The 13,272-nt window shown below is 45.1% G+C and carries 9 protein-coding genes and 1 pseudogene; 3 read left to right on the top strand and 7 right to left on the bottom strand.

Going from position 1 to position 13,272, the window contains the following annotated elements; all coding sequences use genetic code 11:
• Positions 1-288 precede the first annotated feature (288 nt).
• From FTW16_RS04925 to FTW16_RS04935, 3 genes and pseudogenes are all read left to right on the top strand, one after another.
• Positions 289-2,784 carry a putative bifunctional diguanylate cyclase/phosphodiesterase gene (locus tag FTW16_RS04925; RefSeq protein WP_146490276.1) on the top strand — a complete coding sequence of 832 codons (2,496 nt, stop codon included), beginning with the start codon at positions 289-291 and terminating at the stop codon, positions 2,782-2,784.
• A 69-nt stretch (positions 2,785-2,853) separates the two neighbouring features.
• A pseudogene (locus FTW16_RS04930) lies at positions 2,854-3,014 on the top strand (GrpB family protein); the annotation flags it as partial.
• Positions 3,015-3,332: 318 nt separating this feature from the next.
• Positions 3,333-3,857, top strand: a complete 525-nt coding sequence (locus FTW16_RS04935; protein WP_146490277.1) for a hypothetical protein — start codon at positions 3,333-3,335, stop codon at positions 3,855-3,857.
• On the opposite strand, the gene FTW16_RS04940 is transcribed toward FTW16_RS04935, so the two are convergent.
• The 7 genes from FTW16_RS04940 to FTW16_RS04970 all read right to left on the bottom strand — a co-directional run bounded on the left by FTW16_RS04940 (position 3,854) and on the right by FTW16_RS04970 (position 13,260).
• On the bottom strand, positions 3,854-4,735 hold the full coding sequence (locus FTW16_RS04940; protein WP_146490278.1) for an AEC family transporter: 882 nt from the start codon (positions 4,733-4,735) through the stop codon (positions 3,854-3,856). The genes FTW16_RS04935 and FTW16_RS04940 overlap by 4 nt on opposite strands.
• Positions 4,736-5,000: 265 nt before the next feature.
• Positions 5,001-6,335, bottom strand: coding sequence for a guanine deaminase (gene guaD, locus FTW16_RS04945; protein ID WP_146490279.1), 1,335 nt, complete (start codon positions 6,333-6,335; stop codon positions 5,001-5,003).
• Between the two features lie 59 nt (positions 6,336-6,394).
• Positions 6,395-7,276 (bottom strand): xanthine dehydrogenase accessory protein XdhC, encoded by an 882-nt coding sequence (xdhC, locus tag FTW16_RS04950; RefSeq protein WP_146490280.1) that lies wholly within the window; start codon positions 7,274-7,276, stop codon positions 6,395-6,397.
• Between the two features lie 71 nt (positions 7,277-7,347).
• Positions 7,348-9,738 carry a xanthine dehydrogenase molybdopterin binding subunit gene (xdhB, locus tag FTW16_RS04955; RefSeq protein WP_146490281.1) on the bottom strand — a complete coding sequence of 797 codons (2,391 nt, stop codon included), beginning with the start codon at positions 9,736-9,738 and terminating at the stop codon, positions 7,348-7,350.
• Positions 9,731-11,176, bottom strand: coding sequence for a xanthine dehydrogenase small subunit (xdhA, locus tag FTW16_RS04960; protein ID WP_146490282.1), 1,446 nt, complete (start codon positions 11,174-11,176; stop codon positions 9,731-9,733). Before xdhA ends, xdhB begins: the two co-directional genes overlap by 8 nt.
• 468 nt (positions 11,177-11,644) lie before the next feature.
• Positions 11,645-12,379 carry a GntR family transcriptional regulator gene (locus FTW16_RS04965; RefSeq protein WP_146490283.1) on the bottom strand — a complete coding sequence of 245 codons (735 nt, stop codon included), beginning with the start codon at positions 12,377-12,379 and terminating at the stop codon, positions 11,645-11,647.
• A 194-nt stretch (positions 12,380-12,573) separates the two neighbouring features.
• A complete protein-coding gene (locus tag FTW16_RS04970) occupies positions 12,574-13,260 on the bottom strand; it encodes a DNA-3-methyladenine glycosylase I (RefSeq protein WP_146490284.1) in 687 nt (228 codons plus the stop codon).
• Between the last annotated feature and the right edge of the window lie 12 nt (positions 13,261-13,272).

Here is a 13,272-nt window from a genome sequence, read left to right on the forward strand (position 1 = left end):
CTTTACCTAAGAGCATGAGTCTTAGGTGAGGCTTGGGGAGAGTTTGGTTTACGGGCACGCGCCAAACTCATCCCACCCTGTTTCCCCGGTTCCTATAACCGGGGCTTTTTGTTTTTGGCTGCATAAGGGGCTATGTTGTATGTGAACAGGCTTCTTGTTAAATATGTCTATTAATCCAGCGAAAAGTGAGAACTACAACAACAAATGTATCAACCCGACTAAGGACTAATAGCTAGGCACCAATGATTATATTATCATTCGCTAAACTAATACTTTTCTGGATGCGTAATGGAGCACTTATTACAAGGGTTGCTTAAGGCCAAGTCGAGCTCTGAATTATTCTATAGTTCGTTAAACTTGATATATAAAAAATACAAACCTAATCATTGCTTTATTGCTGATACGAATCGCGACGACTCCATTGCCTATACTAATTGCTACTTGCAAGAGGGGAGGTTAGTAGAAAACTTTTCGTACCCTTTACTAGAGACACCTTGTGACATTGCGTTAAAAGGCTTAAGTAATTACTGCTTTTACTCCTCTGATATCCAAAAGAAATTCCCTAAAGATATTGCACTAGAAGTGTTGGGTGCTCAAGCATATATAGGTTTACCATTAACTGCTCGTAATGGCGAAAGAGTGGGTTTGGTTGTCATGCTTTATGATAGAGCTATGCCGAATCTAGAGTTGGATAATCAGCTGATCGAACAATTGGGATACATCCTTGGACAGGAGCTATACCAAAACAAACTTAACCAGAATAATCAAAGGCTTATAAGGCAATTTGAGCACGTTGAGTCATTGAGTGATTTGGGTTTTTTCCAATGGGATATTCAAAGACAAACTTTTGAGTTTAGCCCCAATTTTTGGAGAGTTCTTGCTGTAGACCCATATCAATTACCATCACTCGAGTTCCTGTTTTCGACCTATATTTTCGCGGATTCTGAAAGAGCCTCTGAATATATAGCAACAGTACTATCTAACCTAGATAACCCATCAGTAGCGATCGTGAGTAAAGATGAATCGCCAGTGAATAAGCACCTTAAGCTAATTTGTCACAATAACTTCGATGAGCAAGGTGTACTTACCAGTATCGAGTGGGTCATACAGAATATTACTTTGCATCAAGAGCTTACGCATGAGTTTAATATGGCTTGTGAAGCGTTGAATCAAAGTAATGATGCGATACTAATTACTGATGCAGAAAATAAAATTGTTCAGCTAAATGATCGTGTTGAAGAACTTACAGGCTATTGTAGAGAAGAGCTGATGGGCAAAAACCCATCCTTGTTTTCTTCTGGTTTACAGGAGCCTGATTTCTACAAGAAAATGTGGGCGGACCTCGAGAGTAATGGACGTTGGGAAGGTGAACTATGGAATAAAACTTGTCATGGAACGATTTTTCCTGAGCGTTTGAGCATTGCCACATTGAAGGATGAGAATCGCGCTATATCGCATTATATTGCGGTGTTTAGGGATATCACACGACGAAAGAATAATGAGAAAAAGATTGAACAGTATCAGAAGTATGAGTTTGTTACTGGACTTAAGAACAGACAAATTTTTATTCAAGACATTGAAGACAGGCTACTTAGTGGCGAGAAAATTTCAGTAGTTTTATTTGACATAAAAGGTTTCTCATTGATTAACCAAATACATGGTGATGAGATTGGCGACCAATTGCTCTCTTCGGTTGCAGAGCGGTTAGGTCAAGTCATGGGTGAACAGTGTATAGCAGCATGTCGTTATGGTTCCGACGAGTTTGCTATTATTATCGATGAAATGCCAATTGAATATGTACTCAGTTTATGCAAAGACATCCGTCGTGAGCTTCTAGTAAGTTACTCAATCTTAGGGAGAACTATATCCATTGGTTGGAATGTAGGTGTTTCTACCACCTTAAATAATGTCTCTGAAGCCAACCCGATGATGCAGGCGAAACTAGCACTAGAGAAATCAAAAATTCGAGATGGCCAGCCAGTTGTTTATACTTCAGAATTGGAAGATCAATCTGTTCGTAGATTAAAGCTGAAAGTGGCACTGGAAGCCGCAATTAAAGAAAAGCATATTCAAGTTTACTATCAGCCGATTTATCATACCGAGAGTAAGGTGGTCAAAAAGTTCGAGGCATTAGCTCGTTGGAAGCATGGAAATGAATATATTTCCCCTTTTGAGTTTATAGGTATTGCCGAAGAATACGACCTGATTATTCCACTTGGCCGCTGTATTCTGGATCAAGCGTGCGCCGATTTAGTTACACTGCACAACCAAGGTTATACAGATACTGTATTTTCAATTAATCGCTCAATAAAAGAGCTCAATGCAGTAGAGCTTCAGCATAATTCGATTATCGAAGTATTGAATCACTACCAGTTACCAGTGAGTGCAATTGTTGTCGAGATTACCGAGTCGGTATCTCTTGACGATAACCCAATCGCAAAGCAAGTTCTTGATAAATTGAAACAAAGTGGTATTAAGTTGGCTATTGATGATTTTGGTACTGGTTATGCTTCATTTGGAAACTTACTTAGTCAAGAGCTAGATTACCTGAAAATAGATCGCTCGTTTATTAAAGATATTATGCACGATAAAGGTTGTTCTATTCTCACTCAAACCGCGATCAGTCTGGCAGAAAAATTAGACCTAGATGTCATAGCTGAGGGGGTTGAAACTGAGAGTCAATTAACCCTTTTAAAGGGGCTAGGTTGCAAGTTTGTTCAAGGGTACTTTTTGGGCAAACCAGCGCCGTTCCAGGATATCTATCGCCATCTCCCCTCCCTTTGATTGAATGGCAATATTCATTGGGAATTGAACTACATGAAAACGCTAACGCACAATGTTAGCGTCTTCGGTCCAGCTGCCGTATCTAAGGGTGACTTAGATATCTTAGTTGGTGTTGAGTTACGTGAGCTTGAAGGTGCTATAGAGTCACTCACAACACTCGCTTTTAAAGGAAACTCGACGCGTTGAGAACACTTGAACTGTGTATGTTGGAACTTATATCCTCAGATGAGTGCCACGAAAATAAGTCGAGTTTTATCCAGCATGTATTGGCTATGAAATAGCGACAAGTTTCAATCGGATATTATTCATCCAAACTCTAACTTTTGGTGCTGTTTTTACTTTCCCCTTACACTGTTTTCTAATATCGAACCTAGTATCAAATTTCTCTTTGTTATACAGGCAAGTCTCTCATTATGAAGAACTTCTTCGATAGCGAACTCATGCTCTCTAGCTCCTTGAATTTCGTTTTGCTATCACTAGGGCTAACGCTCATCTTACATATTCCAATTTGGTGTGGGTTCAACTTGAGCCGACGCAAATGGAAGCTTATGGATTATTTATGGCCGCTGTTGGCGGGTATCGGCATGCTGGGTGCAGTGTCTGAGATTCGTGCGAAAGTGGCGGGTGACTGGGTTGAAACAGAACAAACCAGAGCAGTGGTGATTCTAGAATCGGTTCAGCAGTTTTCTTTGGATAAGCTGAGAAGTGATATCTGCACAGGTCAACCATCTTTAGATAACCAGGCTCAGCATCATGAAGCGTGTTTGTGGTATTTGAGCACAGCTATGACGTTCAAAGATGTTGATTTTACCTTGTTACCCAATGCATCGGATTTTACGGTTCCTGCGCCTAGTGTCTCGCTGGTGGAAAGTGATGCCGTGTGGGTGAGTGGCATGCTGAGTCAGTATGAGAAGCAGAAAAACCAATACATAAAAACCAGAGAAGCGCAGGTGAAGCAACCGTTAGAAAGTATCTTCTGGTATGTGAGCCCTTACTTAGTCTGCTTTGCAATAGCGCTGCGCCTTACTAAAGTGACGGCAGAGCTTAAACTGGATAAGTGCGTAAAAAATTAACTCGACAAAGACAGCGCGAACGTCAGCAAAATAGGCAAGGTGACAACACTCAGGAAGTTGCCGAATAACACCATAGACGCGACCTTGGGTGGCTCTACATTGAACCTTTCTGCAAACAGGTAGTTCATTACTGCGGGTGGCAGCATGGTGAACAGCACCATCATTTGTAAGTGCAAAGTGGGTAGCGGAATGAAGAAGTAGATGATCGTAAAAGCGATGGCGCCAGTAAACAGCGATTGAGCGGTACACAATAAGCCGACTTTCAACCCGCTTAGCCTCAAGTTGACCATTTGTGAACCCAATGACAACAGCATGATAGGAACAGCAGCTTGCCCAAGCAGCGATGTGGCTTCGTAGATTGGGTTCCACACCGCAATGCCGGATAAGTTCAGTGTCATCGCCAATGCTGCCGCTAAAAATATCGGCATCTTGAGGATCTGTTTGATTGGGTTGCCTTCGCTTAGTAACGCCAAGCCCACACTGATATGAACACACGCCGACACCACAAACAGCAGTACTGCTGGGGCTAATGCACTTTCGCCAAAGGTATACGTGAAAAGGGGAATCGCGAGGTTGCCACTGTTGCGAAACATGTGTGGCGGAGCCCAAGCCTTGAAGTTGAGCTTAAACAGCTTACAGATCGGAATCATCAACAAAGCTGGCACTAATACCGCGACCAAAGAGGCGGAGATGAGTGGCAACTGTTCGGTGTCGAGCGGCATAGTGGTCAGCGATGCAAACACCAAAGCTGGAATACAGACATCCATATTAATGCGATTGATCGGTTTGAAATCGGGCTTGAGCCAACGACCTACAGCAAAGCCAGCACTGGCGAGTGCAAAAACGGGAAACAGAATGCTGACGACCTGTTCGAACATAGAATTCCTTTCTAAGTGGAGTGTTGGTTCTGTTTTAAACGGACAAACTTCGACCTAATAGCATTTAATCTACTGACACTTAACCTATCAACATAAAGCGTCTTCGTCATGGGTGTTGAGCACACCACGAGAAATAATTTGTATTTCTTTGAATTAAGGACAAAAAAAGACCAGCGGAGTTAACGACTGGTCTTTTAAAGCTAGGGGAATCTGGACGGATTCTTTAACAACAAAGGTTACCTAGCATGTGTTCATTGTTAGCGCGTTAGCTAACGAGTTTTTTGTAATCTTTGAAGTTCACGTCGTAGGCTTTTTCACCGTAGATGTAAGTTTCGCTGACGGTTCTATCGTCACCTAAACTCATTAGCACGAATAGTTTTTCTTCGAGCTTGGTCGCTTGTTCCATTCTAAAGCGCATCAGTTGTGTCGCGTGCAGATCCAACACCACGAAATCCGCTTCTTTGCCGACTTCCAAGTTACCAATCTTGTCTTCTAAATGCAGTGAACGTGCACCGCCTAGAGTTGCCAAGAACAGTGATTTGGCTGGGTGCAGTTTCTCTTGTTGAAGCTGCATGATTTTGTAGGCTTCGCTCATTGTTTGCAGGATTGAGAAGCTAGTGCCTGCGCCCACATCTGTCCCCATTCCCACGCGAATACCGTACTCTTCCATTTTAGGTAGCTTGAATAGCCCAGAACCTAAAAACAGGTTCGAAGTCGGGCAGAAAGCGATTGCCGAATCGGTATCCGCGAGGCGTTTACATTCGCAATCTGAAAGGTGAATACCGTGTGCGAATACCGAGCGTTTGTGCAGTAGGCCATAGTGGTCATACACATCTAAGTAGCTGTCGCGCTCTGGGAACAGCGATTTCACCCACTCGATCTCTTTCTCGTTTTCAGAAAGGTGAGTGTGCATGTACACGTCTGGGTATTCTTCTAGCAGTTTACCTACAGTAGCAAGTTGTTCTGGTGTGCTGGTTGGCGCAAAACGAGGTGTCACCGCGTAAAGCAAACGGCCGCGGTTATGCCACTTTTCGATCAGCTCTTTTGAGTCTGTATAGCCTGATTCTGGAGTATCGGTGAGGTAGTCTGGCGCATTGCGATCCATCAGCACCTTACCCGCGATCATGCGTAGGTTACGTTTCTCAGCTTCTTCAAAGAACACGTTAACCGACTCTTTGTGTACAGTGCCAAATACGAGTGCCGTGGTGGTGCCATTGCTTGCTAATTCGTCTAGGAATAGCTTCGCCACTTTGTGTGCATAGACTGGGTTTTTGAAGCGTTTTTCTTCTGGGAAGGTGTAGTTCTCTAACCAATCAAGTAGCTGTTCGCCATAAGACGCGATCATCCCTGTTTGAGGATAGTGGATGTGCGTATCAATAAAGCCAGAGGTGATCAGCTTGTCTTTGTATTCTTTTACTTCGAGTGTTTTAGGTTGGCGAGCTAATACCTCATCGGCATGGCCTAAGTCGACCACATGGCCGTTCTCAACCACTAAAACACCGTCTTCAAAATAGTCGTAAGACTCATCGATACCGACATCTTTTGGGTCGGCGACGCTGTGTAAAATACTGGCGCGATAAGCTTTGCGTTGGGTTGTCATGTTTACTTCCTTTTAATGACTTCAGCGACGTTATGGCCGCTAAAGCTTTGCGACTTTTATTAGGCGATCTTCTCTTCCAATGGTGGTTCGCCTACGTCGCTTGGTTGACTGTGTTGATCGGTCAAATCCTGATTTTGATATTGTTTGGTTGGGCGTTTTTGTTCAAGCGCCTGGCCTTGATAATGTGCGATCAGTTCACCCGCAACCGATACCGCAATTTCGGCCGGATGTTTGCCATTCACAGCACTAATACCAATAGGGCAAACCATGGTTTCAATTTGTTCTTGGCTGTAGCCACGCTGCTCTAAGCGGAAGTCGAATTTCTTGCGTTTAGTCAGAGAACCAATCATGCCAAAGTACCGGCTGTCTTCACGGTCGATGATGGCCTTAGTTAGGTCAAAATCAAGCTGGTGGTTGTGCGTCATCACAAGGTAATAGCTGTTCGGTGGCATGTGTTTCACTTCGCCAACCGGATCATCTGAAACAAGCTTCTTCACACCATGTGGCAGCGTTTCAGGGAACACTTCTTCACGTTCATCAATCCAGGTCACGCGGAAGGGCAGGGTTGCGACAATGTGCAGCAGCGCCTTAGCCACATGGCCAGCGCCGAACAGCACTAGGTGGTTCTGCTGAGTACCAATCGGTTCAAAGCTTAATGTTGCCATTCCGCCACAACACTGGCCTAAACGAGCACCTAGGTTGAAGCGTTCAACTTTGAGTGATTTTTCACTGGCAATCAGCATCTCGCGAGCCATTTTAGTGGCCACATGTTCAAGGTGACCACCACCAATCGTAGCGATGATTCGGTCACGAGTGACAAGCATCTTGGTACCCGCATCACGTGGCACTGAGCCTCTGTCTTCAAGCACTGTCACCATGACACATGGTTCGTAGTTCTCTTCCAGTTTTGCCAGTTCGTGAATCCAATTATCCTTAAACATATGTCCTCCTAAATCCCTTTTATGCTTCCCTAGATGTCTATTTGCGCAAACGGTAAGCTATATCAGCCTTATTAAGCCGTTTCTGATTGAGCATCGACCGAGGTCGGTGAGGTTTCAGACACTTCCTGAATCGCCATCAGAATGCGCTCTGGCGTTGCTGGTGTGTTCAGCTTAGGAATCGCGCCATCAACGGCTACGTAGCTAATCGCATCTTTCAATGCACTCCATACCGACATACCCAACATGAAAGGCGGTTCACCCACGGCTTTCGAGTTGAAGACGGTGTCTTCTGGGTTGTTACGGTTTTCTAAAAGGTGCGTTCTGAAATCAATTGGCATATCAGCAATCGCAGGGATCTTGTAGCTCGCTGGGCCATTGGTCATCAAGCGGCCTTGCTGGTTCCAAACCAACTCTTCCGTCGTTAACCAACCGACACCTTGCACAAAGCCACCTTCTACTTGGCCGATATCAATCGCTGGGTTCAACGAAGCGCCCACGTCATGCAGAATATCAACACGTAGAATCTTGTTTTCGCCCGTTAGGGTATCAACGATAACCTCTGAACAAGATGCGCCGTATGCGTAGTAGTAGAACGGGCGACCGCGTGCCTTCTCGTGATCGTAGAAGATCTTCGGCGTGCGGTAGAAGCCGGTGCTCGAAAGCGAAATTTGATTAAACCAAGCCAGTTCAACAAACGAGTTGAAGGTCATGATCTCATCGCGAATCTGCACCATGCCGTTCTTAAACACCACCTCTTCAGGCCACACTTTGAAGTGCGAAGAAGCGAAGTCGATCAGGCGCTGCTTAATGGTTATTGCGGCGTTTTGCGCGGCCTTACCGTTGAGGTCGGCGCCCGATGAGGCTGCGGTTGGTGATGTGTTCGGAACTTTGTCTGTGTTTGTAGCGGTGATCTGGATACGTTCGACATCGACTTGGAACTCCTGTGCAACGATTTGTGCCACTTTGATGTTCAAGCCTTGCCCCATTTCCGTACCACCGTGATTCAAATGAATACTGCCATCGGTGTAGATATGGATGAGCGCACCTGCTTGGTTCAAGAAAGTCGCAGTAAACGAGATGCCGAATTTCACAGGTGTGATCGCTAGGCCTTTCTTCAAGATAGGGCTTTGCTTGTTGAACTCAGCGATTTCTTTACGACGTGCGTGATAGTCACTGCTGCGTTCAAGCTGTTCGGTTATCTCAGGTAAAAAGTTGTCTTCAACGGTTTGGTAGTAATGGGTCACGTTACGGCCTTCTTCGCCGTAGTAGTTCGCCTTACGTACTTCCAAAGGATCTTTTTTCAGGTAACGCGCAATCTCATCCATGATGTGTTCGATGGTCATCATGCCTTGCGGGCCACCAAAACCACGGTATGCGGTGTTCGATGCTGTGTTGGTTTTGCATCGATGACCGACCACTGTTGCATCGCCTAGGTAATAGGCGTTGTCTGAGTGGAACATCGCGCGGTCGACGATAGAGCTTGATAAGTCTGGTGAGTAACCACAGTTACCAGCAACGGTAATGTCGGCACCTTGAATCACACCATTGTCGTCAAAACCGACTGTGTATTGATTGTAGAACGGGTGGCGTTTACCGGTTTGCTGCATGTCTTCATTACGCAGCAGACGCATTTTGGTAGGTCGGCCTGTTAGGTGGGCAATCACCGCAGCCATACACGCTGGAGAGGCCGCTTGGGTCTCTTTACCACCGAAACCACCACCCATACGACGCATATCAATCACCACTTTGTGCATCGGTACGCCAATCACTTCCGCAACCAGTTTTTGAACTTCGGTCGGGTTTTGAGTCGAGGTGTACACGATCATGCCGCCGTCTTCGGTTGGCATTACGCTACTGATTTGGGTTTCTAGGTAGAAGTGTTCTTGGCCGCCGATCTCTAGGTCGCCAGAGATCACGTGTTTTGCTTTTGCCAGTGCTGCTTTTGAATCACCACGCTGTTGAGTGTGGCTTTCTGTCACGAAGTGCTCTTTTGCTAGCGCTTCTTTCACATCAAGAATGGCAGGTAGTTCTTCGTATTCAATAATGGCGGCGTGTGCGGCTTTACGTGCGGTTTCTAAATCGTTAGCTGCCACAGCAATTACTGGTTGGCCGTAATACTCTACTTTGCCATCCGCAAGCAGTGGATCGCCCGGTAGGATTGCACCGATATCCAGTTCACCCGGTACGTCTTTGGCTTGAATAGCAATCGCCACACCTTCAAATTCGTAACACGGTGACAAATCTATCTTGGTGATGTTAGCGTGCGCTTGCGTGCTCAGGCGTGCGTATACATGCAGCTGATTTGGGAATTCTAGGCGGTCATCGATGTATACTGCTTCGCCCGTGACTTGCTTGGCTGCACTGTCGTGTTTAACGCTTTTACCTACGCCAGTTTTTAGGTCTTGTTTTGCAATGGTAACCATCTCTTCGTGGGTCATCGCATGCTCGTGTGATTTAGACATAAGACGTTACCCTTGTTTCGATTTGGTTGTTTTTGTTCTGTTGTTCAATGAAGTAGCGACGCAGCATGTTGGCCGCCGACAATGAACGGTATTCTTGGCTTGCACGGAAGTCAGATAGCGGTTCAAAGTCGTTATACAGTTCCTGCATCGCTAACTTAATATTAGCGTCTGTCCACGGTTTGCCTAATAACGTATTTTCACAACGCGCCGCGCGCTTAGGTGTTGCAGCCATACCGCCGAAAGCGATACGAGCGTAAGAAACCTTGCCATCTTCGATTTGAATATCAAACGCACCACACACCGCGGAGATGTCATCGTCTAAACGTTTAGACAGTTTGTAAGCTCGGAAACTGTCGTTAGTTGGCTTAGGAATAATAATCTGCTCAATGAATTCACTCTCTTTCTGCGCCGTCACTTTGTAGCTGATGAAGTAATCTTCGATCGGCATGATGCGTGACTCATCACCGCAACGCAGTTTGATCTTCGCGTTAAGTGCAATCAGCAGAGGAGGTGTATCACCGATAGGCGAAGCATTAGCAACATTACCGCCAATGGTTCCTTGGTTACGTACTTGCAGCGAAGCAAAGCGGTGTAGTAGCTCACCAAAATCTGGGTAGTGTTTTTTCAGTAGTGAGTAAGAGTCACTGATTGGAAGGTTGGCACCAATGATTAAGTCGGTGTCTGTCTCTTCACATACCTTCATGTCTTCAACAAGGTTTACGCTGATCAGTGTTTCAATCTCACGATGAAATTGAGTCACTTCCAGTGCTAAATCCGTACCGCCAGCAACCAGCTTAGCGTTCGGATGTGCTTGAAAAAGCTTGGCCAACTCATCGGTGCTTTTCGGGGAAAAAGCCGTGAGGTGACCAAGGCGTAAGTTAGCCTCAGTGTCTTGAATGCTTTCTAATTTCTTGATGGTGTTGCGTTCAAGTTCAGCAAATTGGTCTATCAAAGGTTGGTCTGTTGAAAGTGACATCGCAGCATCAACAATTGGGCGGTAGCCAGTACAGCGACATAGGTTACCCGCCAGTGATTCCATGACGTCTTCTTTGCTCGCATCGGGTTTGTTCTTACCTAGCGCAAACATCGACATGATGAAGCCCGGAGTGCAGTAACCACACTGTGAACCGTGAAAATCAACCACTGCTTTTTGCACTGGATGCAGAGAGCGGTCTTTGTTTTGCAAATCTTCTACCGTGATCAGTTGCTTACCATGCAGCGCTGATACAAAAGTTAGGCAAGAATTCACCGAACGGTATTGCAGTTGCCCATCAACTACTTCACCTAGAACGACCGTACATGCGCCGCAGTCGCCTGAACCGCATCCCTCTTTTGTACCCGTCTTATTTATCTTGGTACGAAGGTAGTTGAGCACTGTCATGTTAGGTGACAGATTGTCTTCACGTCTTATTTCCTGATTGAGCAAAAAAGTAATCAAGAGACCTCCTTGTATATCGACATATTTCCATGTGTATTCTTTTTGACTTCTAGGTCAATAATTATCCATCCTGACCCTGTGGTCAACTATTTATTTACAAAAATGCAACAAAGAGGCGCCAATTGAAATTGTATACAATAAATTATCGACTCTATTTGGTTGTTTTATAAAGGGTTGTTCGAAGTATCAATCAGTTTGATAGTGTGAATGAATTGATAGCGATGTATACAAAATAACGGCGGGGTTTGTGGGGTAGGCGGGAAATGCATTATTGAGGCTAAGTTAGCGGTTCAGGCCAGGTTTGATAGGGCTTTAAGAATAAGTGGTATCGATTTTTGTACTGAGTTAGAGAAGGTGGGGCATAAAAAAGAGAAGTGAGCACAGGCGCTCACTTCTCTCTATTTGTTAACAGGTGGTAACTAATGTTTGTACTGTAATGTTCTTAGCATCACTATATCGTTGATACGATTATGATTTGCTCTTGAGCAGATCAGAGAACACAACGTGTAGGTCGCTAGAAGCTGTGCTGCTGTCTAAATTGAGCTTTGAGCGGATGTGGCTTAAGTGTTCTTGCATCAATTCTACCGCTTGTTCTTCATTACCAGATTCAATCGCATCAAGTAACCCAGAATGCTCATCTAAAGAACAGTTTGAATGATTACCTGTTTCGTATTGAGCGATCAGCAGTGAAGTTTGTGACACTAAACTGCGCTGGAAGGCGAGAAGTGGTGCGTTCTCTGCCATTTCAGCCAGTTTGATGTGGAACTCACCAGACAGCCGTAAGCCAGAGCCGTAATCACCTTGGTCAAAGGCGCAATTCTCTTTCGCTACTAATTTTCTACATTCTTCGATTTGAGCTTTGGTTGCGTTTTTCACTGCAAGTTCGGTGATAGCGATTTCCATCACTTCACGGGCTTTAAATATCTGTTTGGCTTCGTCTACTGTAGGCGCAGCAATCATTGCCCCTCGGTTAGGGCGGATCACCACAACTTGTTCTAAAGATAGACGTAGCAAGGCACGACGGATGATGGTGCGGCTAACGCTAAAGATTTCTGCTAGCGCTTCTTCGCTTAATTTGGTGGCTGGTGGCAGCCTTTGTTCTAATATCGCGTCGAAGATATGGCAGTAAACAACATCGTCTTGAGTCTGGCCTGTTACTTTCGTTTTTACACCTTTGGAGACAGAATTTTTGAGAGCTGTCATAGAGATAAGGGCCCTTGTTTAGTCGAGTTGGGTAAGTCGAGAATAATTCATGAGAGTTACTCTATATTGTATACATTTATCTATACAATGCCACCGGATGAAAGTGCGATGCACGCTTATTTGTTAATGACTTATAACATTTAGTTTGCAGTGAACTGTGTGCAATCTAGAGCTTTAAGTCATTAGCCCTAAAACTAGACGCGATTATCACCGCAGCTATACGCAACGATCTGGCTTATTTCGCTCAGGCTACGGCCTGATTGTTGTTGCCATTCGTTGAAGGCTTTACCTGCCGCCAGTTGTGCTCGCTTGGTGTTACGACCGCTATCGATAACATCTGTACTACGCAGGTGCGCTTCAACGTCAGAAGACAAGATAAAGGTGTCTTTGCCCATTTGACGTAAGGTGTAGGCGCCCGTGTTACCGCCTAAACGCTTGCCGTGCTTTTTCAGGTAATCCCAAAGCTCGGTGATGCGCTCTGATGGCCACTCGGCAACCATTTGCGAAAATGAATCGGCTTCACGCTTGGCATTGTGGATCATGGTGGCGTTAGCTGGGATGGTCATCACCTTAGTGAGGTGGCGAATAATACGCGGGTCTTGTGCTTTTTGTTCCCACATTTCATTAGGCAGCATCAGCATTTTTTCGATATTGAATTCAAAGAACACTTCTTCAAATTGCGGCCATTTCTTTCTTACTACATTCCATGAAATACCACACTGGAATACCTTTTCAGTAAAGGCGGCCAACCAACGATCGTCTGTGATCTGTGATAATTCAGCTTGTGAAAGAGGCGCACGAACAATCTTTTCGAGCTCGGCCGCTCCGCCTTTACGGTGAGCTGCACGTTGATAAATGGTGTCGAATTTTTCTTGGGTCATTGAAGGTTCCAA

Origin of the sequence: Vibrio sp. T20 (assembly GCF_007858795.1) — a bacterium.
Lineage (GTDB): Bacteria > Pseudomonadota > Gammaproteobacteria > Enterobacterales > Vibrionaceae > Vibrio > Vibrio satsumensis.

Coding starts and splice junctions, on each gene's coding strand:
- FTW16_RS04925 (WP_146490276.1), top strand. CDS start 289: ATGGAGCACTTATTACAAGGGTTGCTTAAGGCCAAGTCGAGCTCTGAA.
- FTW16_RS04935 (WP_146490277.1), top strand. CDS start 3,333: ATGGATTATTTATGGCCGCTGTTGGCGGGTATCGGCATGCTGGGTGCA.
- FTW16_RS04940 (WP_146490278.1), bottom strand. CDS start 4,735: ATGTTCGAACAGGTCGTCAGCATTCTGTTTCCCGTTTTTGCACTCGCC.
- guaD (WP_146490279.1), bottom strand. CDS start 6,335: ATGACAACCCAACGCAAAGCTTATCGCGCCAGTATTTTACACAGCGTC.
- xdhC (WP_146490280.1), bottom strand. CDS start 7,276: ATGTTTAAGGATAATTGGATTCACGAACTGGCAAAACTGGAAGAGAAC.
- xdhB (WP_146490281.1), bottom strand. CDS start 9,738: ATGTCTAAATCACACGAGCATGCGATGACCCACGAAGAGATGGTTACC.
- FTW16_RS04965 (WP_146490283.1), bottom strand. CDS start 12,379: ATGACAGCTCTCAAAAATTCTGTCTCCAAAGGTGTAAAAACGAAAGTA.
- FTW16_RS04970 (WP_146490284.1), bottom strand. CDS start 13,260: ATGACCCAAGAAAAATTCGACACCATTTATCAACGTGCAGCTCACCGT.